The 25,083-nt window shown below is 60.6% G+C and carries 19 protein-coding genes; 4 read left to right on the top strand and 15 right to left on the bottom strand.

Features of this window, described 5'->3' with window-relative positions:
- The first annotated feature begins 63 nt into the window (after positions 1-63).
- Positions 64-1,338, top strand: coding sequence for a c-type cytochrome (locus I554_RS0118880; RefSeq protein WP_051358654.1), 1,275 nt, complete (start codon positions 64-66; stop codon positions 1,336-1,338).
- Positions 1,339-1,357: 19 nt separating this feature from the next.
- Here the strand turns inward: I554_RS0118880 and I554_RS0118875 are convergent, their stop codons facing one another.
- Entirely contained in the window at positions 1,358-2,980 is a 1,623-nt protein-coding gene (locus I554_RS0118875; protein WP_024574078.1) for an ABC-F family ATP-binding cassette domain-containing protein, read from the bottom strand.
- A gap of 272 nt (positions 2,981-3,252) precedes the next feature.
- Between I554_RS0118875 and I554_RS0118870 the strand changes: the two genes are divergently transcribed.
- On the top strand, positions 3,253-4,200 hold the full coding sequence (locus I554_RS0118870; RefSeq protein WP_024574077.1) for a MoxR family ATPase: 948 nt from the start codon (positions 3,253-3,255) through the stop codon (positions 4,198-4,200).
- Between the two features lie 4 nt (positions 4,201-4,204).
- The gene (locus tag I554_RS0118865; RefSeq protein ID WP_024574076.1) at positions 4,205-5,575 is read left to right on the top strand and encodes a VWA domain-containing protein; all 1,371 of its coding nucleotides are present in this window, start codon (positions 4,205-4,207) and stop codon (positions 5,573-5,575) included.
- Between the two features lie 52 nt (positions 5,576-5,627).
- Here the strand turns inward: I554_RS0118865 and I554_RS0118860 are convergent, their stop codons facing one another.
- From I554_RS0118860 to I554_RS0118830, 7 genes are all read right to left on the bottom strand, one after another.
- Complete coding sequence (locus tag I554_RS0118860) at positions 5,628-8,945, bottom strand: carboxyl transferase domain-containing protein (RefSeq protein ID WP_024574075.1); 3,318 nt, start codon at positions 8,943-8,945, stop codon at positions 5,628-5,630.
- An 80-nt stretch (positions 8,946-9,025) separates the two neighbouring features.
- On the bottom strand, positions 9,026-10,747 hold the full coding sequence (locus tag I554_RS0118855) for an AMP-binding protein (protein ID WP_024574074.1): 1,722 nt from the start codon (positions 10,745-10,747) through the stop codon (positions 9,026-9,028).
- 36 nt (positions 10,748-10,783) lie between these two features.
- On the bottom strand, positions 10,784-11,659 hold the full coding sequence (locus tag I554_RS0118850) for an ABC transporter permease (RefSeq protein WP_024574073.1): 876 nt from the start codon (positions 11,657-11,659) through the stop codon (positions 10,784-10,786).
- Between the two features lies 1 nt (position 11,660).
- The gene (locus tag I554_RS0118845; RefSeq protein ID WP_024574072.1) at positions 11,661-12,614 is read right to left on the bottom strand and encodes an ABC transporter permease; all 954 of its coding nucleotides are present in this window, start codon (positions 12,612-12,614) and stop codon (positions 11,661-11,663) included.
- Positions 12,615-12,680: 66 nt separating this feature from the next.
- Entirely contained in the window at positions 12,681-14,234 is a 1,554-nt protein-coding gene (locus I554_RS0118840) for an ABC transporter substrate-binding protein (RefSeq protein WP_024574071.1), read from the bottom strand.
- A 17-nt stretch (positions 14,235-14,251) separates the two neighbouring features.
- The gene (locus I554_RS0118835; RefSeq protein ID WP_024574070.1) at positions 14,252-15,262 is read right to left on the bottom strand and encodes an oligopeptide/dipeptide ABC transporter ATP-binding protein; all 1,011 of its coding nucleotides are present in this window, start codon (positions 15,260-15,262) and stop codon (positions 14,252-14,254) included.
- A complete protein-coding gene (locus I554_RS0118830) occupies positions 15,262-16,305 on the bottom strand; it encodes an ABC transporter ATP-binding protein (RefSeq protein WP_024574069.1) in 1,044 nt (347 codons plus the stop codon). Before I554_RS0118830 ends, I554_RS0118835 begins: the two co-directional genes overlap by 1 nt.
- A 398-nt stretch (positions 16,306-16,703) precedes the next feature.
- Here I554_RS0118830 and I554_RS0118825 point away from each other — a divergent pair, with 398 nt between their 5' ends.
- On the top strand, positions 16,704-17,492 hold the full coding sequence (locus I554_RS0118825) for a GntR family transcriptional regulator (RefSeq protein ID WP_024574068.1): 789 nt from the start codon (positions 16,704-16,706) through the stop codon (positions 17,490-17,492).
- 17 nt (positions 17,493-17,509) lie between these two features.
- Here I554_RS0118825 and I554_RS0118820 read toward each other — a convergent pair whose 3' ends face one another.
- The 7 genes from I554_RS0118820 to I554_RS0118790 form a co-directional block, all read right to left on the bottom strand.
- The gene (locus I554_RS0118820) at positions 17,510-19,312 is read right to left on the bottom strand and encodes an AMP-binding protein (RefSeq protein WP_024574067.1); all 1,803 of its coding nucleotides are present in this window, start codon (positions 19,310-19,312) and stop codon (positions 17,510-17,512) included.
- 57 nt (positions 19,313-19,369) lie between these two features.
- Positions 19,370-20,182, bottom strand: coding sequence for an ABC transporter ATP-binding protein (locus tag I554_RS0118815; protein ID WP_024574066.1), 813 nt, complete (start codon positions 20,180-20,182; stop codon positions 19,370-19,372).
- A gap of 5 nt (positions 20,183-20,187) precedes the next feature.
- On the bottom strand, positions 20,188-21,366 hold the full coding sequence (locus I554_RS0118810; protein WP_024574065.1) for an ABC transporter substrate-binding protein: 1,179 nt from the start codon (positions 21,364-21,366) through the stop codon (positions 20,188-20,190).
- A gap of 19 nt (positions 21,367-21,385) precedes the next feature.
- Complete coding sequence (locus I554_RS0118805; protein ID WP_024574064.1) at positions 21,386-22,426, bottom strand: branched-chain amino acid ABC transporter permease; 1,041 nt, start codon at positions 22,424-22,426, stop codon at positions 21,386-21,388.
- The gene (locus tag I554_RS0118800) at positions 22,426-23,304 is read right to left on the bottom strand and encodes a branched-chain amino acid ABC transporter permease (RefSeq protein ID WP_024574063.1); all 879 of its coding nucleotides are present in this window, start codon (positions 23,302-23,304) and stop codon (positions 22,426-22,428) included. The genes I554_RS0118805 and I554_RS0118800 overlap by 1 nt, the downstream gene beginning before the upstream one ends.
- On the bottom strand, positions 23,304-24,143 hold the full coding sequence (locus I554_RS0118795) for an ABC transporter ATP-binding protein (RefSeq protein WP_024574062.1): 840 nt from the start codon (positions 24,141-24,143) through the stop codon (positions 23,304-23,306). The genes I554_RS0118800 and I554_RS0118795 overlap by 1 nt, the downstream gene beginning before the upstream one ends.
- 133 nt (positions 24,144-24,276) lie before the next feature.
- The gene (locus tag I554_RS0118790; protein ID WP_024574061.1) at positions 24,277-25,053 is read right to left on the bottom strand and encodes an FCD domain-containing protein; all 777 of its coding nucleotides are present in this window, start codon (positions 25,051-25,053) and stop codon (positions 24,277-24,279) included.
- Positions 25,054-25,083: the final 30 nt, after the last annotated feature.

The raw sequence follows: 25,083 nt of genomic DNA, 5'->3' as shown, positions 1-25,083 counted from the left end.
TTCGAGAAGGAACCACCGGTGCAAGGCCTTGACCGTCGCAACATAAGGTACCGGTTTCGCCTTTTGCTCGCGGTCAGTGTACTCGCCGCGGCAATCGGTGCGATTCCTGCCATCGCACAGTTACGTGGCCACGGCGGCCCGGTTCGGGCGCTTGCGATTTCATCCAACGGACGAACACTGCTCTCGGGAAGCTTCGATGGCAGCGCGATTCGCTGGTCGCTTGATCGCGACGCTGCCGAACAAGTGCTGCGATTTCATGCCGATGCCGTCAATGCGACCGCCCTCCTCAGGGATGGCCGCGCAGCAACTGCGGGCGCTGATGGTCGCATCGCAATCTGGACTCCGGGCAAACAGCAGCCTGACAGCGTACTCGAAGGCCACACGGCCCCGATCGCCGCGTTAGCGCTGTCACCGGATGGGGCAATCCTCGCTTCGGCGGCGTGGGATCACACTGTGCGACTCTGGCCGCTCGCTGGCGGCCCAGCGCGTGTGCTCGAGGGCCATACGCAAAACGTCAACGGCGTCGCCTTCAGCCCCGATGGCGAATCTCTTGTCAGTGTCAGCTACGACCTCACGGTTCGCATCTGGCCGCTCGACAGCACGGCTTCGCCGGTCATTGTTGCCCTGCCCACACCGCTGAACGCGGTGATCGTGTCCGGTGACGGCGAGATCGCCACCGCCGGCGCAGACGGGAAAATCTATTTCCTCACCGGCGCGGGAAAACCGGACGGCGAAGCTGCCGCGGGACCGATACCGGTGATTGCAATGGCGGCATCGAAAGATGGTGCATTGCTCGCGGCGGCGGATGTTCGGGGCTCGGTTGCGATCGTCGATCGCAAAGCGCGCGCACTCGCCCGCAGGCTCGTCGGACCGGGACTTCCGGTGTGGTCGGTGGCGTTCCTGGCAGACAACGGCACGCTTTTGACCGGCGGCGCCGACACCGTGATCCGGCGCTGGAACGCACGCACCGGAGAGCCGATCGGATCGACAATTCAGGACAGCCCGAACGACCCGCTCGCCGCCTTTGCGGGTGACCGCGGCGCCGAGGTTTTTAAAGCTTGTGTGGCGTGTCATACGCTCACGCCCGATCAGGGCAACAAGGCTGGCCCAACGCTCTCGGGAATTTTCGGACGCAAGATCGCAACGCTGCCGGGCTACAATTTTTCAGAGCCACTGAAAAAGCTCGAGATCGTTTGGACGCCGGAAACCGTGGCGAAACTTTTCGAGATCGGCCCCGCAGCCTATACTCCGGGCACAAAAATGCCGGAGCAGCTGATCGGATCGCCCGAGGATCGTAGCGCGCTGGTCCAGTTCCTTGCTCGCGCGACAAAGAAATAAGCCCGAAAACTTTCCTGGTTCAGTTCCGCAGGCCGGGCGCCTCATGGCCGGTGCGCGCGACGTACTCCGTATAGCCGCCGCCATACTGGTGAACGCCTTCCGGCGTCAACTCGAGCACCCGGTTGGACAAGGCTGCGAGAAAGTGCCGGTCGTGCGAGACGAATAGCATGGTGCCCTCAAACTGCGAGAGCGCTTCGATGAGCATTTCCTTCGTCGCCATATCGAGATGGTTCGTCGGCTCGTCCAGCACCAGAAAATTCGGCGGATCGAACAGCATCTTCGCCATCACCAGCCTTGCTTTCTCGCCGCCTGAAAGAACCCGGCACCTTTTCTCGACGTCGTCACCCGAGAAGCCGAAGCACCCAGCCAGAGCGCGCAACGATCCCTGCCCCGCCTGAGGAAACGAATATTCCAGTTCCTCGAACACGGTGCGTTCGCCATCGAGCAGATCCATGGCGTGCTGCGCGAAGTAACCCATCTTCACGCTGCCGCCGAGACTGACCATTCCATCATCCGGCTCTGTGGAGCCAGCCACCAGCTTCAGCAGCGTGGACTTGCCCGCGCCATTGATGCCCATCACACACCAGCGTTCCCTGCGCCGTACCGAGAAGTCCAGCCCCTCGTAAATGCTCCGGCTACCATAGCCCTTGTGTACATTCTTCAAGCTCACGACGTCTTCACCGGAGCGCGGCGCTGGCAGAAACTCGAACGCCACCGTCTGGCGTCGCTTGGGCGGCTCGACGCGTTCGATCTTGTCCAGTTTCTTCACGCGGCTCTGCACCTGTGCCGCATGCGAGGCGCGCGCCTTGAACCGCTCGATGAACTTGATTTCCTTCGCCAGCATCGCCTGCTGCCGCTCGAACTGCGCCTGCTGCTGCTTTTCGGCGAGCGCACGCTGCTGCTCATAGAATTCGTAATTGCCCGAATACGACGTCAACGAACCGCCGTCGATTTCCACCACCTTGCTGACGATGCGATTCATAAACTCGCGATCGTGCGAGGTCATCAGCAGCATACCCTCATAGTTTTTGAGGAATTCTTCCAGCCAGATAAGGCTTTCCAGATCCAGATGGTTGCTCGGTTCATCCAGCAGCATCGCATCAGGCCGCATGAGCAGAATGCGGGCCAGCGCCACGCGCATCTTCCAACCGCCCGACAGCGCGCCGACGTCGCCGTCCATCATTTCCTGACTAAAACTCAAACCCGCGAGAACCTCGCGCGCACGCCCCTCCAGTGCATAGCCGTCCAGCTCCTCGAAGCGGTGCTGCACCTCGCCGTAGCGCTCGATGATGGCGTCCATCTCGTCCGCCTTGTCGGGGTCCGCCATGGCGGCCTCGAGTTCTTTCAACTCCGCAGCCACGGAACTGACCGGGCCGGCGCCGTCCATGACCTCGGACACCGCGCTGCGGCCCGACATTTCACCGACGTCCTGGCTGAAATAGCCAATGGTCACACCGCGATCGACGGCCACCTGACCTTCATCAGGAAGCTCCTGGCCGGTGATCATGCGGAACAGTGTCGTCTTGCCTGACCCGTTCGGACCGACGAGGCCAACCTTTTCGCCCCTCTGAAGCGCTGCGGAGGCTTCGATGAAGAGAATCTGATGGCCATTCTGCTTGCTGATATTGTCGAGACGGATCATGTGCACACGAGTCAGGGAAAAAAGTTGCGCCGTCTTAGGCCATGTGGCGCGGCCACGGAAGGGTGTGTATCACCACCAGATCACGCGAATACGACCCCGGAAATTTGCTATTTCGCAAAAACAGGATTGTTACATTACATCAATGGTTTACGATGAATTGTTCAGGCAAGATGGACGCCAGCCGCGCAGCATCGTAGCAATGCGCTGATACGCCCTCGCTGACCGGCCGCGTCCGGTTTAGGGTGATCTGACAACAGCCGGAGATATCGATCGTGACGGAACATCTGCCGGCGGCTTCAATCGATGCCGTCGAAACCAGCCTCGCCTCGGCTGGCTATATCGCCAGCCGCCAGATTGCGACCGCGGTCTTTCTCGCGCAGCGAATTGAAAAGCCCATCCTTGTCGAGGGCCCCGCCGGTGTCGGCAAAACCGAGCTTGCCAAGGCTCTCGCCGCCTCGCGCAACCTCTCGATGATCCGCCTGCAGTGTTATGAGGGCCTTGATGAGGCAAAGGCGCTCTACGAGTGGAAATACGCTAAGCAGCTTCTCTATACGCAGATCCTGAAAGACAAGGTCGGCGAAGTCCTCGGCGGGGCTGAAACGCTTCCCGCCGCCCTGAGCCGCTTGCACGATTTTGGCGACGTCTTCTTCTCCCGCGAGTTCGTCGAACCCCGCCCTCTTTTGCAGGCGCTTCAGCAGACCAACGGCTGCGTGTTGCTGATCGACGAAATCGATAAGGCCGACGCGGAGTTCGAAGCTCTGCTTCTGGAAATCTTGTCTGATTTCCAGATCACCATTCCCGAACTCGGAACGATCTCGGCCATCGTGCCGCCGACCGTGATTCTCACTTCGAACGGCGAACGCGACCTCGGCGACGCCCTCAAGCGGCGCTGCCTTCATCTTCACATCGGATTTCCCGATCAGAAGCTGGAAGAGCGGATCATCGAAAGCCGCGTTCCGGGAATCTCGCAATCCCTGCGCAAGCAGATTGTCGGCTTCATCAACGACGTTCGCACACTCGATCTGAAGAAGCTGCCGTCGGTCAGCGAAACCATCGACTGGGCGCGCGTGCTCGTCCTCCTGGAAGCGCCGGAACTCGACAGCGAGACCGTCAAGGAAACGCTGAACGTTCTCCTGAAGTACGAAGCGGACATCGAAACCACGCTGCCGCAAGTCAGCGCTTTAGTGGCCAAGGGCGGCCGACAGAACGTATTCGGATAATGCAATGAGGGAAAACCTTCATCGCTTCTTTCGTGCAGCGCGCGGCGCCGGCGTTCGCATCTCGCCGTCCGAGAGCATGGATGCGATGAGGGCTGTGGCCGACATCGGTTTTTACGACCGGTCTGTTCTGCGCGACACCTTCCTCGTGACTCTCGCCAAGAGCCAGGAAGAAAAGCGGCTGCTCAGCGACTGCTTCGATGTGTTCTTCGATCATCCCGAGCTGACCCAGCCCCGGGCCGATGGCGATCCGGACGCCTCGGGCGTACAGCAAGAGGGCTCGGAGTCTGGACAGACTGAAGGCGCACCCGGCGCGCCCTCCTCCGGCCTCGGCCAGCTGGCGCAGACGCTTCTTTCGCAGGACCGCGCGGAGATGGAAGCCGCCATTTCCAATGCGGCCAACGCTGCTTCGCTGTCAGACATCCGGTTTTTCACCCAGCGCGGCATCTTTTCCAGCCGGATTCTCGATCTGCTGGGCATTCAGCAACTGCGCGACGATCTCGAGCAACTGGCGCAAACCAATCCTTCCGAAGCCGAGCGGCTCGCTACCGCGACCGAGGCCCTGCGCGAAAACGTTCGCGATCGTGTCTCACAGGCACTCCTTCTCTACGGGCGCGAAGAAACCGAAAATCTTCGCAACGAAATCCTGAAGAATGCGCCCCTCTCGCAGCTCGACCGGCGGCAGGTCGAACAGATGCGCGCGCTCATCCGCGTCATGGCGCGGCGGCTCCGCGAGCGCTACAGCCGGCCCCGCAAGCGCCAGCGGCGTGGGCATCTCGACGTGCGCCGGACCATCCGGCGCAACGCCGCGTGGGGCGGCGTTCCGTTCCTGACCACGTGGAAACGCCGCCACCGCGACAGGCCGAAAATCGTTGCCATTTGTGACGTCAGCGGTTCCGTCGCCAAGGTGTCGGATTTTTTCCTGCTGCTGATTTACAGCCTGCATGAAGTTGTCTCCGATGTGCGCTCTTTCGCGTTCTCGGGTCATCTGATGGATGTCAGCGACATTCTGGATTCAAAAACGCCCGAGGCAGCCATGGCGGACATCATGTCGCTGGTCGGCCTGGGATCGTCCGACTACGGAAAATCGCTGGCGGATTTCGAGTCACAATGGATGCGTCACGTCACGCCGCAGACGACGGTCATTGTGCTCGGTGACGCGCGAACGAACAATCTTAATCCGCGGGCCGATATCCTTCGTCGTATTTCGGAGAGATCGAAGCGGCTGGTATGGCTCAATCCCGAAGGGCGCATGATCTGGGGAATGGGCGATTCCGAAATGCCGCGATACGCGACGTATTGCAGCGTCGTGCGTCAGTGTTCGACGGCCCGTCAGCTTGAACGCGCCATCTCCGATATCGTTGCATCCTACCAATAGAACAGGAGCTGAGAGCCCTCCCCCTGTCGGGGACAGGGCCTCCTCTCGTGTCTCACCAGGTATCGATGCACGGCCGCTTGCGGTGCTCGCGCTTGGCCGGCTTCGGCACCGAGCGCAGCCCGGCCATGATCCAGCCTCGCGTTTCCGCGGGATCGATCACGTTGTCGATTTCGAACACCGACGCGATCGAAGTGGCCTTGCCGTTGGCGTATAGTTCGGCGACTTTTGCCTTGTAGTATTTCTCGCGTTCCACCGGATCGGGAATCGCTTCCATCTCCTTGCGGAAGCCGAGCCGGACATAGCCTTCCAGACCCATGCCACCAAATTCGCCGGTCGGCCACGCCGCCGTGAAGAACGACGCGTGGAAGCCACCGCCGATCATCGATTGCGCGCCAAGGCCGTAACCCTTGCGAAGCACGATTCCAAACAGTGGCACGGTCATGCTTGCGCCGGTTACGAACATGCGCGCCACATGACGAACGATTGCGGTTTTCTCCGCCTCCGGGCCAACCATGAATCCCGGCGTGTCGCACAACGACACGATCGGAATGTCGAACGCGTCGCAAAGTTGCAGGAAGCGCGCCGCCTTGTCACCCGCGTTGGCGTCGATCGCACCACCGAGATGCTTGGGATTGTTCGCAATCAGGCCGAAAGGCTTGCCCTCGATTCGGATGAACGCCGTAATCATGCCGACGCCGAAATCGCGCCGGATTTCGAGCACCGAGCCTTCGTCCGCGATCAGATCGATGACGGATCGGATATCGTAAACACGCAGGCGATTTTCAGGGATCGCGCGGCGCAGCAACCGCTGGTCTGGTGCTTTCCAGTCGGCAAGCGCGCCCTGAAAATACGACAGGTATTTTTGCGCGGCAGCCGTCGCGGCCTCTTCGTCCGCGACGAGAATATCGACAACCCCATTGGGCGACTGGAACGACACCGGCCCCACTTCCGCCGGATGATAGACGCCAAGGCCGCCACCTTCGATCATCGCCGGTCCACCCATGCCGATCGACGCATTCTCCGTGGCAATGATAACATCACAGCAGCCGAGCATTGCGGCGTTGCCTGCGAAGCAATAGCCCGAAACGACGCCGACCACCGGCACCAGCCCGGACAACCGCGCAAACTGCACGAACGAAGGCCCGTCGAGGCCAGTCATGCCAAGCCGGTCGGTATCGCCGGGTCGACCGCCGCCGCCTTCAGCATAGAACACAAGCGGCATGCGCCACTGCTCGGCAAGGCTGAGCATCCGGTCGATCTTCTTGTGATTCATGTGACCCTGAGTGCCGGCCAGCACGGTGTAATCGTAAGAGATCACCATGCAGCGTGCATCCTGCTCGCCGAGCTTGGTTGCGTTCACTGTCGCAACACCGGCAACAAGACCGTCGGCCGGGGTGTTCTTGATCAGGTCATCGACAGGCCGGCGGCGGCGCTGCGCGGCAATCGCCAGCGAGCCGTACTCCATGAATGATCCCTCGTCGACGAGTTGGGCGATATTCTCCCGCGCCGTTCTCTGGTTCGTCTTGCGGCGGCGCTCCACCGACTGCGGCCGGTTTTCATCCAGTGTATTGCCCTGGCGTGCGATCATCTCGGCCAGATCGGGACGAATGAAATCGAGATCGATCTCGGCTTCCTCCACCAACTCCTGCCCGGCCATCTCCTGCGGCTCGATATAGAGGATCGTTTCGCCCTGCATTAGCGTGACGCCGTCAGCCGCGACGATCCTGGTGATCTTTCCGCCCTGCTGGGCGGTCACCAGATGCTCCATCTTCATGGATTCGATGATCGCAAGTTGCTGTCCCGGATGCACGATGTCGCCCTCAGCAACCGGGATCGCAACCACCGTACCTTGCAGCGGCGCCGCTACTGCGACCGATCCCGCCGGCCCGCTCGTCGCGCCGTCGTTCTTGGCGCCGGTGCCCGATTTATCCTCGCCCACGCTTGTAAAGAACAGCGGCTGAGCAGCCTCCCTGGCCGCACTAACAAGCGCGGCCGCATGGGTATCGACAAAATTCGTGCTGATCCGGTTAGCAACAAAATCCGAATTTGCCAGCAGCGCCTGGATGAACGGGATGTTGGTCGCGACACCGTCGATACGAAATTCGCGCAGCGCGCGCGCAGCCTTTGCGACCGCATCAGGCCAGCGTGCGGACGGCGTATGAACGATCACCTTGGCCAGCAGCGAGTCGAAGGCGGCGCTTGTCTTGTAGCCAGCATAACCGAAGGTATCGACACGCACGCCCGGACCGGACGGCGGCTCAAACACCCCTAGCACGCCGCCGGTCGGCTTCGTTGCTCCGCTCTCGTCCATCACTTCCATGTTGATGCGTGATTGAATCGCAAAGCCGCGCGGCGGCGGGACATCGGACTGCGCCAGCCCGAGCGAGCCCAGCGTCGCACCGTCTGCGACCGCAAGCTGCGATTTCACCAGATCGACGCCGAGCACTTCTTCCGTGACCGTATGCTCGACCTGAAGCCGCGGATTTGCCTCGATAAACGCAAAGGCGCCATCGCCCTCGCCAGCTTCCCCGTCCACCAGAAACTCGAAGGTGCCGAGGCTGTCGTAGTTCGCCGCTCCGGCCAGTTGTTTTGCGGCTTCAACGATGCGCGCACGGAGACCATCGCTAAGCGAAGGGCTTGGCGCGACCTCGATCAGCTTCTGGTTGCGGCGCTGGATGGTACACTCGCGTTCCCACAGATGGCTGATCGCGCCATGGCGATCTCCGATAATCTGCACTTCGATATGGCGCGCCTTGCGAATGAGCCGCTCGACATACACACCGTCGCTGCCGAATGCCGCTTTCGCCTCGGACTGGCAGCGTGCATATGCTTCATCCAGATCGGACGCCTTCTCCACAGCACGCATGCCGCGGCCACCGCCGCCGGCCATCGCCTTGACCATGACAGCGCCGCCCTTGCCGAGCGATGTAAAAAACGCTTTTGCCTCGTCCAGCGTAGTCGGGCCGACGGTGCCTTCGATCACCGGGACACTGCAACGTTTCGCCAGCGCTTTCGCCGCAACCTTGTCACCGAACAGATCAAGCGCCTCAGGCGAAGGCCCGACGAATATAATCCCCTCTTCCGCGCAGCGCCGTGCCAGCACCGCGTTCTCGCTGAGAAATCCGTAACCCGGATGCAGTGCATCGCAACCGGTGGATTTCGCCGCCGAGATCACGCCTTCAATATCAAGATAGGCACGTGCACCGCGCCCGGGAATTTCGCAGGCCTTGTCCGCCGCACGGACATGAAGCGATAATGCATCGTCAGCCGGGTAGATCGCAACCGTTGCGAGCCCAGCGTCTGCGGCGGCGCGCGCGATACGAATGGCGATCTCGCCCCGGTTGGCGATCAGCAGCTTGCGAAACGACATAACTCTCTCCGTCACAAAACAACATCACTCCGGTGCGGGCAATCGTGACACCGCATCGGATGAATAATTTGGCGATCAACTCACGATGCGGCGGGCGCCTTCACGTCAAGTTCCTGCTTCTTGACCTTGCCGGTCGCGGTCATCGGCAACGCGTCGATGATCCGCACTTCCGGCACCTTGTAGACGGCCATCCGCTCCGCGCACCATGTACGAATATCTTCCGGCCTGGTCGTTCCGATCGCCTCAGGTTTGAGCTGAATGAACGCCACCGGCACCTGTCCCTTTTCGGGATCATCACGTCCGACAACACCCGATCCCAGCACCGCGGGATGCTGTCCGAGCAGCGCCTCGATCTCCGGCGGAAACACGCTCATGCCCTTGACCTTCAGCATCTCCTTGCGGCGACCGAGGAAGTGAATAAACCCTTCGGTATCGATGCATCCGATGTCGCCGGTGCGCAGCCAGCCATCGACGAGAGACTCTGCCGTCGCTTCCGGCTTGTTCCAGTAGCTCTTGAGCAGCGACGGCGTGCGAACGCGGATTTCCCCCTCGCTCCCAAGCGGTACGAGTTCGCCGGTCTGGAAGTCCGTGATCTTGAACTCCGCGCCCGGCACCGGAAGTCCGACGAAAATCGGCTGCGAAATCAAATCGAAATCATTGTCCTGGAAACCCGCCGTGAAGGTGTTCGACGTATGGGTTTCGGTCATGCCATACGCAGCTTCTGTTAGAACTGTTCCCGTCAGATCCTTCCACCGCTTGCGATAGTCAGGATTGAGCTTCTTCACGAACGAGACCACGCGGACCTGCGTCAGCGACGACAGGTCGAACTCCTTGAATCGCGGATGATCCATCAGCTCGACCGCGCCATCCACCGGCATCGCCGTGATGTTGACTTTATACTTGTCGATAGCAGCAAGTGTGCTCACCGCATCCCAACGCGCCAGCAGCACCAGCGTCGCGCCAGTGAACAGCGGGAAAATCAGTCCAAAGTTCTCACCCGCAATCCAGAATTCCGGGAAGAATGACAGAAAGATGCTGTCCTCATTGGCTGCGACAGAAATGCCATGGTTGGCCGCGGCCGTATAGACCATGTCGCCTTGGGTATGGACACAGCCCTTCGGCATGCCCGTCGTACCGCCAGTGTAGTTGAGCGCCGCAATGTCATCGAGACTGGCCGGCGGCAGCGGAACAGGCGCAGGCATCGCAGCAAGAGCCGGCAGCAGATCGGTCGCGCCCGGAACCGCGAGGCGCGGGCCGGTGATCGAATCCGGGGCCGGAATGGAGGGGTTTGCAGGGATAACATCGGCGAAGCTGGTGACGATGACCTCGCGCAGCTTGGTCACCGCTCTCACCTGATCGACGGTCGCCGCAAGCTGGTCGAGCGCGACGATGACCTCGGCATCTGTGTCGTTGAGCTCATAGGCGAGCTCGAAAGCGCGCGACAACGGGCTGACTGGCACATGGATCGCACCAAGTTTAAGGATACCGAAGAACACAATGTGAAACTGCGGACAGTTCGGAAGAAACACGGCGACGCGATCGCCCTTGCGCACGCCCTTCGCCTGCAAGAGGGCTGCGAACCGGTCGCTTTGCTGATCGAGATCGGCATAGGTCGTCACATGGCCGTAGAAAATCACCGCCGGTCGCTGCGGCCGCCGTTTCGCCCAGGCACGCAGATATTCGGTAAGCGCGACCTCGCCGTGCGGATACTGCGGCGCTCGCGCGATTCCCTCTGGCCATGTCTTGTTCCAGAGGGCGTGCAACTGCTCCAGATATTCTTTTTCGTCCAGGCGCGCGGCCATTTCCGGTCTTCCTTCTTATCTTTCAGAAATCAATCATCAACGGCGCTTCATGGTTGGATCGAGCGCAACACGCATCGACTCGCCCAGCGTGTTGAACGCAAGTGCCGTGAACAAAATCGCAAGCCCAGGCGGATACATCTGTTCAGGCGCGATCTCCATGTTCTGGTAAGCGCGCGCCAGCATCGCGCCCCAGCTCGGGTCCGGCGGCTGAATGCCAAGACCGAGGAAACTGAGGCTTGCTTCAGCGAGCAGTGCTGCGGCCAGCAACAACGTGACCTGGACGATCACCGGCTGAATTGCATTCGGCAGAACATGCCGCCAGAGGATGCGCCCCGTGGAAACGCCGAAACAACGCGCCGCATCAACATAGAGTTCGTTGCGCACCACCAGCGTGCGCGCACGGACCAGCCGCGCCAGTTGTGGCGCGAATACGATCCCGACCGAGATCATGCCGTTGGTCAGGCCGATCCCGAGTGCACCCGTGACCGCGATTGCGAGCACAATGGCTGGAAACGACAGGAAGCTATCCACCACGCGGCTGATCGCCTCGTCGACCCATCCTCCCAGATAGCCGGCCAGCACACCGACCGGAACGCCAATCGCAACGGCGATGGCGACGGCGAGAAAGCTTGCGTAGAGCGACGCCATGCCGCCGTAGATCAGCCGGCTCAGCGTATCGCGGCCGAGATCATCCGCGCCGAGCCAGTGCTTTGCCGTCATCGGCGACAAAGCCGCATCGAGATCTTGCAACGTCGGTGAATAGGGAGAAATCCAAGGCCCCAGGATCGAAATCAGGATCAGGATCAGCAGAAACGACAGGCTTAAAGCGCCCCGCAGATCAGAACGAAACCAGCGGCCGAAGCCAGCGAACCAGCTTGGCTTGCGTTCCACGATGACAACCGTATCCGCCATCTCAGGAAATCCTCGGGTCGAGAACGCTGTAGAGAATGTCGGTCAGCAGATTCAGCGTGACCACGATCAGGACCATTGCGAACACGACGCCCTGCACCACCGGAAAATCCCGGTTCATCGCAGCATTGACAATGAGACTGCCCATACCGGGAATGGCGAACACAGCCTCCACGACGACTGTTGCCGCAAGCATGCGATTGGCGAGCAGGCTCACCACCGTGAGGAGATTAACGCTGACATTCTTCAGCCCGTGCCGCCACAGGATCGACGACGGCGGCAGGCCCTTGGCGTGCAAAGTGCGCACCTGCTGCGACGACAGGATTTCGACCAGCGAGGAGCGAAGCTGCCTTGCAACCTCGGCGATGCCACCGGAAGCCAACGCTGTCGCGGGTAGAATCGCATGACGTAACGCACCCCAGGGATCCTGCGAGAACGCCACTGCCCCCGTAGCCGGCAACCAGTTCATTTCCAGCGCGAAGAATGCCACCAGCAACATGCCGAGCCAGAAGTTCGGCACGGCAACACCCAGCGATGCGATCGCCATGACGAAACTGTCGATCCATGATCCCGGCCTACTGGCCGCCGCGATACCAAGCGGAATTCCGATAAATAGCGCCAGCAGCAGCGCGAGTGTCACGATCAGAAGCGTGTGTGGCAGACACCGCTGGATCGAGGTGAGGACCGCCTCACTTGAGATGAGCGAGTTCGACAAATCACCATGCGCAGCTTTCCAGAGCCACGCCCCGTATTGGATGAGAAACGGCCGGTCGAGGCCGTAGATCTCGCGGATTTCCGCGATCCGCTGTTCCGATGCATTGTCGCCAGCGAGCGTTACCGCGACATCGCCCGGCACCAGCTTCAGCAGGCCGAAAACAATGAAGGTCGAGAGCACGACCACCGGCACCGTCTGCAACAGACGGCGACCGATGATGCTGAGCTTTGCGGCGGTAATCATGACGGACCATGCCCTCGTGGTCGAATGACCGGCGCCGCGCTTATCGCAACGGCGCCGTCAAGGATATTATCCCAGCGAGATGTTCTCGAACTTCGGCTTGCCGAGCAGGTTTGGCTTGAAGCCCTTGACCTTCTCGGAGAGCGCGTCGAGTTCAAACTGGAAGGCGAGCGGAGCAGACAGCGCGTTCTCCATGGTGAATCGCTGGATCTTCGCGAACACCGCTGCGCGCTTCGCAAGGTCTTCGCTTTCGCGGCTTTCCTGAATCAACGCCGACAGCTCGGGTGCCGCAAGGCGGCCTGCGTTGTAGTAGGCGCCCTTATCGAAACCGAGCGCATAGGTCATGCTTGGATCGGGACGTCCGGTCCACGCAGACACCAGAAGATCGAACTTCTTCTCGGTGGCGAAGAACTGCGAGCTGATTTCCGCGATCGTACCGCGCGTGAACTTGAGCCGGATGCCCGCCTTGCCAAGCTGATCCTGGATCACTTCGCCGCGGCGAACCGAGTCCTGATCCATGTAGCCGCCGATGGTCAGTTCAAGACCATCCTTGAAACCGGCCTCCGCCAGCAGCTTGCGGGCTTTGTCCGGATCGTGCGGATAGAGATTGGCGATGGACTTGTCATAAGCCCAATGCGTGCTCGGCAAGGTCATCCTTGCCGGTTCGCCAAGACCTCCCATGGTCGCCTTGACGAAGGCGTCGCGATCCAGCGCGAAATTGATCGCCTGCCGGACCTTGATGTTATCGAGGGGCGCACGAGCGGTATTGATGTAAATCTGAACGCAATACAGCGTCGGCGACGTCACCGTTGTGAGGTTCTTCGCCCGGTCAATGACCGGCTTCAGACGTGCAGGCAGCGCGAACGACATGTCGTTTTGGCCAGCAACCACCGAGCGCAGCGCGGTCGCTAGCTCGGGAATAATATTGAATTCGATCCCGTCGAGATAAGGCCGCCCCGGGCGCCAGTAGCTCTCATTGCGAGCGACTACAATGGCTTCGTTGTCGGCCCACCGCACAAACTTCCACGGCCCTGCCCCGACCGGCTTGCGGTCAGTGTCGTTGCCAAGTGCCTTGATGTTGGTCGGCGATACCATCATGCCTGCACGGTCGGAGAAGATCGCAGGCAATGCGCTGTCCGCGTTCTTCAGCTTCAACGTGACCTGCAGCGGGCCGGTGACCTCGACGGACTCGATACTCGTGAGATCCGCCTTCACGTTCGAGCGCTGATCCGCGCGGCCGCGATCGATGTTGAACTTGACGGCTTCCCCATCGAGCGGTGTGCCATCGTGAAACTTGATGCCACTCTGGATATCGAACACCAGCGTCTTGGGATCCGGGTAGTTCCATTTGGCAAGGCCGGGCTTCGGCTTGAGCGTGTCGTAGTCCCACTCGACCAGCGTATCGTACATGGTCCAGAGAATGCTGTGATCGGAACCTGCACCACCAGTTGCCGGATCGAGCGACGACGGATTGGCAGGCGCGGCAACTTTCAGGATGCCGCCCTTCTTTTGCGCCTCTGCGAGCGCCGGCAGACCGAATGCACCAGCGGCGGCGGCACCTCCCATCAGCGCCAGCATCTCACGACGGTGTAAAAGGCCCAGCATGTGATCGGATTTACTCATTTCGTTTCCTTCCGTTGTTATGGCGCAATTGACGCTTCTTGATTGTCCGGTGGCGGCCCGTCGGGGGTAGCGAAGTGGCAAGCAACCGCGTGTCCTGGCTTCAACTCACGCCAGGCCGGAACCTCGGCTGCGCAACGCGGCTGCACTGAGGGACAGCGGGTCCGAAACCTGCAGCCGGAGGGCGGCGCGACGGGGCTCGGGATCTCACCCTCAAGAATGATCCGTTTGTCGACCCGCATCGTGGACGGAAGTGGAATCGGCTCCGCCGACAGCAACGCCCGCGTGTAAGGATGGAGCGGCTGCTCGATGACATCTTCGGTCGGGCCAAGCTCCATCAACTTGCCAAGATAGGTCACGGCCACGCGATCGGAGACATGGGAAACAACGGAAATGTCGTGGGTGATGAAAACGTAGGTCAGCCCGAACTCGCGCTGCAGATCGGTGAAAAGATTGAGCACGTCGCCGCGGATGGACACATCCAGCGCGGCCACGACTTCGTCGCAGACAATGACCTTCGGGCGGAGCGTCAATACGCGGGCAATGTTGACACGCTGCTTCTGCCCGCCCGAGAGCTGGTGCGGATACCGGCCTGCCGTTTCGGGGGACAGCCCCACCCGCTCCAGCGCTTCGATACCGCGCCTGCGGCGCGATAAATCGTTGCCTTCGCGCATCACCTCCAACGGCTCGATCACGCTGTCGATGATGGTCATGCGCGGATTGAGGGCCGCGTTCGGGTCCTGAAAGATGATCTGATAGTCGCGCCGGTGCTTTCTGAACTGGCCGGTGCTGAGCGATGCCGGATCGATTCCGTCATGCAGGATATGTCCGTGAGTTGGCGCAATCAGCGACACCAGCGCGCGGCCCAGCGTCGTCTTGCCCGACCCGGATTCACCGATCACGCCGAAGGTCTCACCGGCGCATACATCGAAATCCATTCCGTCGATCGCCTTGACCGTCTCGCGGCCGTCGCGCGTCGGAAACAGGATACGCAGATCGCGTACCGCCAGAATGTTTTTCGTCGCGGTCATCAGTTCACCGCTCCCGGCAAGACAAGATCGGGCGAACGCCAACAGCGCGCGCCGCGCCCCGGCTCGACATCGATCATTGGTTGCTCGCGCTCGCAACCGGCGGCCGCATGGGAGCAGCGAGGGCGAAAGCGACAACCTGCAGGCATGCGGTTCGGCGGCGGAACGCGGCCAGGAATCGAAGGCAGAACACCGCGACGCTGACTTAGACCGGGCAACGAACGCAGAAGCCCCGATGTATAGGGATGGCGCGGGCGCATCAGTGCGTCATCGACGGGCGCGTCTTCCACCACCTCCCCTGCATACATGGTGATCATGCGGGTGCAGACTTCAGCGACCACGCCGAGATCGTGCGTGATGAAAATGAGCGCCGTGCCGGTACGCTCGCTTAAGGAGCGCAGGAGATCGGTGATCTGGGCCTGAACGGTGACATCAAGCGCGGTGGTCGGCTCATCTGCTATCAACAGCTTCGGCTTGCAGATCAGCGCCATCGCGATCATCACGCGCTGACGCATGCCGCCGGACAGTTGGTGCGGATACTCATCGCAGCGCCTCTCCGGCGCCGGAATGCCCACCTCTGCCAGGGCGGCAATGGCGCGTTCGCGCCCTTCCGCACGGCTGACGGGAAAATGCGCACGATAGGCTTCGCTGATCTGATCACCGACGGTGAAAACCGGATCGAGTGCGCTCATCGGCTCCTGAAAGATCATTGCAATATCGCGGCCGCGTACAGCTCGCATCTTACGTGACGAAAGCCCCGCGAGATTGGTGCCCTCAAACAGGATTTCGCCTTTCACGCGCGCGGACTGCGGCGGCAGCAGCCGCAACAGCGAAAGCCCCGTCACCGTCTTGCCGCAGCCGCTCTCACCGACAATGCCGACTCGCTCGCCCGGCGCGATCGAGAAGCTGACATTCCTGGTAATCGGCAACTCGCCATCTCCGGTCGCGAAGGACAGCGAAAGACCGCGCACGTCGAGCAATCGTGGCGCGGGCGCAGATTGCGTGCACGTCTCAGTGGAACTGGACAAGTCCGTCACGGGGACCATCACGCGGTCACGTCAAACGAACGGAAGGATTGAGCGAAACTTCGAGAGCTGCGGCACGGGACGAACCGAGGCGTCTGGATCAACCCGATCGACTTTCCCTGTCGATGGACCCCGAAGGATTAACGTCGCACGCGGCGCCTTCATCACTCTGCTCCCTTGCCTGCCTCGCCCGGTCTTGGTGCCGGGGATGACGGTCGTCCGCTCTTGTTTGCTGAAGCCGGTCGAGTTCGGGCCCAAGCGAGGCGTTTTCCCCTCGAAACGAGCCGCTGCTCGCATTTCGGGGTGACGTGCGGCCATACAAGGTTATCAGTTGTCAATTGTCAACAATTGACTTTAGCGGTAAAAAAAGGGACTGAGGCCGTCCGATGTGCGAACGTCCTTACACGGAGCAAAATGCAATGGACGCGCCTCTTCGGATGCAGAAGGCAACAAACGACGCCGACCTCGAGCGAAAGTTCGCGCCAAGAACAATTCCGGATCAGGTTGCCGAAGAACTCGGTGCGGAGATCGTTGCTGGCCGCCGCAAGGCCGGCGAACGTCTCGTCGAACTGGATCTCGCACGAGACTTCGGTGTCAGCCGCGGCCCGATCCGCGAGGCTATTCGCATTCTCGAACGCCGGCGCCTCGTTGAGCTGCTGCCACGGCGCGGAGCTTACGTGCGGCCTCTGTCGCTGAAATCGATCGCCGATCTGTTCAATGTCCGCATGGCCCTCTCGATGCTGGCGGTACGCGCAATGGCAACCGCACCGATCGAGAGCTATGTCGAAACTCTCGCAAGGCGCTGCTCAGAGTTGGAAGCGCTGGTGGAAACCGGCGATCCGGCGGCGTTTGCACTTGTCACGACGCGCGCGGTCAAAACTGTTGCGCGCGGCTCGGGCAACGAGCTTCTGGTCGAACTTCTGACTGATCTTGCCAACCAGACGGTGTGGACGACGATCTGGAAGGCGCCGCTCGACTATCAGACGCGGGAGCTGCGGCGACTAGCGACCGATCTGATGACGTCAACCCTGGAATCCATCAAGCGCAGGGACCCCGAGGCGGCGGCCGCGAGCCACGGCAAACTGCTTGAGGAAGACCGCGACCGGGCGCTGGAAACCCTGTCTCAATTGCGCGGAGAGTCTTTCAATCTGAGCGCCCTCTCGCAACCGGCGTCTCCGGCAACAAACGAACTGGCTCAGGCAGATTAAAGATCGGCCGACACGTTCTACCGATAAAGGCTTTCGATCTCGGTCTCGTACTTCTTGTGCACGTTGGCCCGGCGGACCTTCATCGTCGCCGTGACCTCGTCATCATCGTGGTCCAGCTCCTTGGTGAGCAGATAGAAGCGACGGATCTGCGAGACCTGCGCGAGCTTCGCGTTGGCGCTGTCGATCTCGGACTGGATCAGTTCACGCAGACTCGCATTCTCGGTCAGGTTCTTGAAATTTGTATAAGCGAGCCCCTTCTCCTCCGCCCACTTCCCCGCGAGATCATAATCAATCTGGATCAGCGCGGAGACGAACTTGCGGGCCTCGCCGATAACGATGCATTCCTTGATGAACGGACTTGACTTGACCGTATTCTCGATCTCGGACGGACTAAGGTTCTTTCCGCCAGCGGTGATCATGATGTCCTTGAGACGATCAACGATACGGAAGTGGCCATCGGTGAACTCAGCAACATCGCCGGTATGCAGCCAGCCGTCGCGGATCGCGGCCCTGGTGGCTTCCTCGTTGCGATAATATCCGGCGAATACCGTATCGCCGCGAATGAGAAGCTCGTTGGAGGCGCCGAGCTTCACTTCCATCTTGTCAATGCCATGCCCCACCGTCCCGACCCGGCGATCGGAAAGCACCTGCCCGAGCGCAATGCCGGAACTTTCGGTGAGCCCATAGACCTCGATCAAAGGCACTCCCAGCGTGCGAAAGAAATGCACAATGGCAGGCGAGATCGGCGCAGCGCCGGTCATCGCGATGCGTGTTTTCCGCAGACCGATGAAATTCTGCAACGCGCGGAAGATCAGCCAGTACGAGAGCGTAAACTTGAGCCTCTCCGCAAACGTCCTGTCCGCCGGGTTCTTTTCGGCGAACGGCTCACATACAGCATAAGCCCAGTCGAACAGCGCGCGGCGAACGCGCCCTGCTTCGAGCAGCTTGATGTGGATCGACGAGTGGAGCTTTTCCCAGATGCGCGGCACACCAAGGAACATGCTGGGCGCAACCTCGCGAAGATCCTCCTGCACGGTTCGGATCGACTCGCCAAAATTCACCAGCGAACCGAGATAAACCGGCACCATGACCGTCGTCATCTGCTCCGCGACGTGACATAGCGGCAGATAGGACAGAAGGCTCTCTGAGGCGTCAAGACTCAGCCGCTCCGTCGACGCGATCGCCTGCGCCCGGATGTTCTTGTAGCTGAGCATTGCGCCCTTGGGCTTGCCGGTCGAGCCGGAAGTGTAGATCACCAGTCCGATCTGCGAGAGTTGCTGGCGGTCAATGGTGCTGTCTGTCAGTCCAGCGTGAGTTGCTTCGAATTCGACGCCAAGCGCTTCGAGCGCATCGAACGACATGACCTGATCCGGCGGATAGTCCCTGATCCCCTTGGTTTCGAGGACGACGATGCTCCGCAGCTTCGGCAACTCATCGCGTCGCTCCAGAACCTTGTCGACCTGCTCCTGATCTTCGCACACGATGATTTCGGATTCGGAATGCGCGAGGACGTAGGCGACTTCGTTGGCCGGGCTGGTCGGATAGACGCCGACAGCGACACCATCGACAATATTTGCCCCGAGTTGCGCAAGCACCCACTCAATCCGGTTCTCGGACAGAATGGCGACGTGGCCGTTTGCGCTCAGTCCGAGCGCCCGGAAGCCAAGCCCCACATGGCAGGCGCGCGCGTAATAGTCCTTCCAGCTGCACGGATTCCAGATTCCGTATTCCTTCTGCCGGATCGCCACACGATCGGGATGACGGCGCGCGTTCTCACGCAGCGCCTGCGGCAACGTTATCTGGGGAAATCTCTCGGTCATGTCAGTGTTCCGAATCCAACGTTCACCGTATCTGCAGCGCTTTTCCTATCGCCTCGATCAGGACAGCCAGCGCTTGCGGCGCTTGTAGTGCTTGATGCCGCGAAAGCCCTTTGCTTCGGCGTTGGCAGCGCCGACGCCCAAATAGAATTCACGGACATCCTGATCGCGGATCAGTTGCTCCGTTGGCCCATCTGTCACGATCTTCCCGGACTCCATGATGTACCCGTACGTGGAGACAGCGAAGGCAACCGCCGCGTTCTGCTCAACGAGCAGCATCGAGACGCCCTGCTCACGGTTGATGCGCGCGATGATGGTGAAAATCTCTTCCACAAGTTTTGGTGACAGGCCGAGCGACGGCTCGTCCAGCAACATCAACTCGGGCTGCGCGATCAGCGCGCGCCCGATGGCCAGCATCTGCTGCTCGCCTCCCGACAGATATCCGGCACGTCCGGTGCGCCGCTCGAACAGGCGGGGGAAATAAGTGTAGACGAGGTCGAACGGCGTCCTGCCTCCTGCCCGCCCCGACATCGCATAGGTCGCGGCGGTGAGATTCTCCTCGACCGTCAGGTCCTCGAAGATCCTGCGCCCTTCCATCACATGGAAGAGGCCGCTCCGCACCAGTTGATGCGGAGCGAAGCGCGAGATGGTGTCGCCCTTGAACAGGATTTCGCCGGTCGTCACCTTGCCGTCTTCCAGTTCGAGAAGATTGGAGACGGCCTTGAGCGTGGTCGATTTGCCGGCGCCGTTGGAGCCGAGCAACGCGACCACCGCTCCCTTGTCGACCTTCAGCGACAGGCCGCGGAGCACCTGGACCGTCTTGTTATAGACGACCTCGATGTTGTTGACTGAGAGAAGTGCTTCCGCGGTCATTGTCGTTACTTCGCGATCTTGATCCAGTCGGAGACCGGCTTCATGGTCTTGTTCGCGCCGTCATACTGATAGACGCGGCCGACAGGAACGGTATTGCCGGGAATCGAAATCGGCACGCCGATGATGCCGCCGGTGTCGAAGTCCTTGATCGAATTCAGCGAGGCTTTCATGTTGGCCGCGGTGAGCTCCTTCTTGGCGTCAAGCGTGCGCTTGGCCGCTTCGGTCATCAGCATCGCGGTCAGGAAGCCCTGCATGTAGCCGGTCGACTGATACTCCGGACGGATCTGCCGGATCTTCTCCAGCATCGGCGACTTGCCTTCCGTGTCGTAATAGTAGCGATACGGCATCACGCCCATGAAGCCGTCAGCAACGTCTGCCGACTTGGCCCAGATGGCATTGTCCATCGACCAGAACGTACCCATGAACTTGGTCTTGAGGCCGAGCTGCTTTGCCTGGGTCATGAATTCCGGCAGCGGGGCCAGAATGTAGCCGTGGAAGATCGTGTAGTCGGGATCGGCACGGCGCAGCTTGAGAACTTCGGTGGAGACGTCGACGCTGGTGGGCGGCGTGGCAATTTTCTCAACGACCTTGAGGCCGAGCTCCGCCGCCCGCTTTTCGGTCGGCGCGATCGGATCGCGGCCGAATTCGGTATCGGAGTTGACCAGAGCGATCTTGGCGCCCGGCTTCGTCTTCGCGATATATTCAAGCAAAATGCCGATCATTTCCGAATAATCCGGACCCGCGATGAACTGGTACGGGAAATTCTTCGGATCGTTCAGCTCGGTCGCGAACGACGCGCCGGCCAGGACGATATCGCCGCGGCGACTGAGTTCGGCGTTGATGGTCTTGGAGAACGCGGTGGAGTCTCCGTAGTAGAGGCTCACCTTCTCCTGGCTGGTGATGCGATTGAACACCGCCACGGAATTATCGACCTTGTAACCGGTGTCTTCAGCGACATACTTGACCTTGCGGCCATTGATGCCGCCGGCATCGTTCACGATCTTCACATAGTCCTGGAAGGCATTATTCAGCGCGATCCCTGCGAAGGCGAACACGCCGGTCATCGGCATCGATGCGCCGATCACGATGTCGTCGGCGGCCCGAGCTGGTGCGTTAAAGCCTAAAGCAAAACAGCCCGCGGCTGCGTACGACAGAAGCTTCCGCCGCGTTGGAAGGATATTCATTGTTGTTTCTCCCTGCATACTATTTTTTGAACGGCCACAGATGGAAGAAGCGCCGCACGCGGCGCCAGATTTCGGCAAGGCCCTGCGGCTCGAACAGCAGGAACCCGATGATGAGCAAGCCGAAAACGATTGTCCGGATCGGTGACAGTTGCGCCACCGCATTCGGAATGAAGGTCATGTAGGAAACCGCGATCTTTAGAAATTCCGGCACCATGGTCATGAAGATAGCGCCGAGGATCGCGCCGAGAATGGTGCCCATCCCTCCGACGATCACCGCGGCAAGGAAAAACACCGAATAGATCAGCGGGAAGCTTTCCGGCGTGACCACACGGAAGAAGTAAGCCCACATTCCGCCGGCGACGCCCGCATAGAATGACGACAGCGCAAACGACAGCAGCTTGTACTTCAGCAGCGGAATGCCCAGCACTTCCGCGGAAATATCGCGATCACGGATGGCGATGAAGGCCCGGCCAATACGGGTGCGGAACAGGTTGGCCGCCGCGAGAACCGACAGCGCCGTAAGCGGCATAAAGAGCCAGTACAACTGGAACGGACGCGCAAGATCATATCCGAACAACCGCGCAGGTGGCATGCTGAGCCCCTGCGTTCCACCGAGAATTGCCGGTCCGTTGGCAAACAGGAAGTGGAGAATGAAAGACGCTGCGATGGTGGCGATGGCGAGATAAAGCCCCTTCACGCGCAGACTCGGAATGCCGACCACCATGCCGACGCCCGCCGCGACAAATCCCGCCACGACGAGATTGATAATGAACGGCGTACCCACCCGTATTTCAAGAATGGCGACGGTGTAGGCCCCGACCGACATGAAGGCCGCCTGCCCCAGACTGACAAGGCCGGTATAGCCGGTGAGAATGTTAAGCCCGGTCGTGCTGACGATATGGATCAGGACAAGACAGGCGAGATAGATCCAGTACTGATCGGCGAAGAACGGAAACAGCACGAGCCCTGCGAACAGCAGCACGAGCATGAACCGTTGCACGCTGGTGTCGAACAGCGCTTCCGCCTGGGCGTAGGTTTGATGGATGGCGCCGATACGCATCAGAGTCGCTCGATTTCAACAGTGCCGAACAATCCGTAAGGACGGATCATCAGCGCAACCACGAGAATGATGAAGGTCACGAGCAGCTTGAACTCCCCGCCTAGATAGGTGCCAACCAGCGCCTCGACAACACCGATGGCCAGACCCGCAACAAGCGCGCCGGCAATGGAGTCCAGACCGCCGACAATGACAGCGACCAGCACCGACAGACCGAACACACCCATGGTCGGCGAAATCCCGCCGATCGAACCGATCAGGATCCCGGAGCCCGCTGCCGCCATTCCGGCGACGATCCACGAGACCGAGAACACCGCTGGGACATTGATGCCGCAAGAGAATGCCGCCCCCTGATCGGTGGCAGTGGCGCGCAGCGCGACACCGCCGCGCCATGTCCGGAAAACCGCAAGGAACACCGCGATCAAGATCGTCGCGACCACAAAGCTCACCGCAATCTTCGGGGAGACGTAAGCGCTGCCGATAAAGATCGGTTTCGACGGCAGGAAGTTCGGCAACGTTGCAGGATCGCTTCCCCAGACGAATTCGACGAACCCGATCAGAACAGAGCTGAGGCCGACCGTCACCATGAACACCGAAATCGGGCTTTCGCCCAGCATCGGCCGGATCAAAACGCGCTCGATCACGCCGCCGAGAATGCCGCCGCCGATCACCGTCAGAATGATCGCAAGCCAGACCGGAAGCGCGAGCGCAGCAGTCAGTCCGAAGAAGAAATACGCGCACAGCATCAGCATTTCGCCGACCGCGAGATTCAGCACCTTGGTGGCCTTGTAGATCAGGACGAACGCGATGCCGGTCAGCGCCAGCAATGCGCCCGACCCGAGGCCCGAGAGCACGATCTCGATGAGAAAGAGCCAATCCATCACGCCGCCTTCTCGCCCGCAATACGCCGCGACAATTCGCCAACATCGCCCGAACCCAGATAGGCCGAGATGACATCGGGGTTGTTCTGGATCTCGGCCGGCTTGCCGGCTGCAATCACCTGTCCGAAGTTCAGCACGACGACGTGATCGGAGATGTCCATCACAAGGCCCATGTCGTGCTCGACCATCAGGATGGTGACGCCCCACTCTTCTTTCACATCGAGAATGAAGCGGGCCATGTCCTCGGTTTCTTCGCGGTTCATGCCTGCGACCGGCTCGTCCAGCATCAGGATGCGCGGACGCATCGCAAGCGCGCGTGCCAGTTCGACACGCTTACGGAGGCCGTAGGACAACGACGCCACCGGCTGATCGCGGATGTGTTCCATCTCAAGAAAGTCAAGCACACGCCGCTCGATCTCGGAGCGCAGTTCAAGCTCTTCGCGTTTTGCCCGGCCGAAGTACCAGAGCGCATCGAAGACATTTGTCTCCATGTGGGCATGGCGGCCGAGCTTGATGTTGTCGAGCACAGTCATGCCGCGAAACAGCGCGATGTTCTGGAACGTGCGCGCCAGGCCGAGCTTGGCTCGCGCCGGGGGATGCAGTTTGCTGATGTCCTCGCCGCCGAACGCGATGATGCCGGTGGATGGCCGATAGAAGCCGGAGATGCAATTGAACAGCGATGTCTTGCCCGCGCCGTTCGGGCCGATCACCGCCGTGATCGATCCGGGCGCGACTGAAAACGAAACATCCGTCAGCGCCTTCAGGCCGCCGAAAGCCAGCGACAGATTGCTGACGTTCAGTTCGGCGGACGACAGCGGATCGCGATCACGCATCGTCATGCCGCGCTCCGCGCGATCGGCCTATCGATATCCGGATGCACCGGATTCCCCAACCCTGTCACCATGACCTCCCCTTTTGATTTGCCTGGCGCTTCAGCGCTCTTGTGGCCAAGTGTTTTTTAAATCGCTGTCCTCATCGCTTCTGCTGCGCCAGCAGCGCATGTTCCATGTACATCCGCTCCACCGGCCGATCGAGCGAGTTGCCGGCCCGCTCAAAGCCGCGCCGCCAGTCTTCGACATGCCGCCGCATCCAGATCATACCGTGTTGCTTGTCGCGCTTCCGGATCGCATCGAGCAGATGATGATGTGCGGCAATCAGACGCGGCATGCCTTCGGCAACATTGCGCACCACCATCTCGGTGGTCGGAAAGAACAGCAGACCGGCCGGCTCGCGCGCCAGTTGCAGCACGCGATTGTGTGAGGCTTTTGCAATCAGGATATGAAACTCGGCGTCAAGTTCGGCGAACGCCGCGGGATTGGCAATGGATTGCTCGGTCTTCTCAATGTTGAGAGCGATCTCGGCGATGTCCTCGTCGGTGGCGTGATTAACCGCGTACTCAATCGCGGCAACCTCGAGGATCATCGCGGTCTCGAACAATTCCCTGAACGTGACTTCGTGCAGCACAAGCGCGCGGCTCAGCCGGCTTGCGAGCTTGTTGTATCGCGGCAGGCACGCATACAGACGGCGGCTTGAATCCCGCCGGATCAATCCGCCTTCCTCGAGAACCCGGATTCCCTCGCGAACCGTCGAACGATTGACGCCGAATTGTTGAACCAGTTCGGATTCGGTCCCGATCGGATCATCGGGCTTGATCCGGCCGTTGACGATTTCACGCTCGATCGCGTCAGCCACCTTTTGATAGGCGGGCGCGACTTCGATGCGCTTGAAATTCGGGGACGTCGACGACATGAAAGCCCGATGTTGATTGTCGGACAATTG

The organism is Afipia sp. OHSU_II-C1 (assembly GCF_000497575.1).
GTDB lineage: Bacteria > Pseudomonadota > Alphaproteobacteria > Rhizobiales > Xanthobacteraceae > Afipia.
This window is presented reverse-complemented; position numbering and strand designations above follow the sequence as displayed.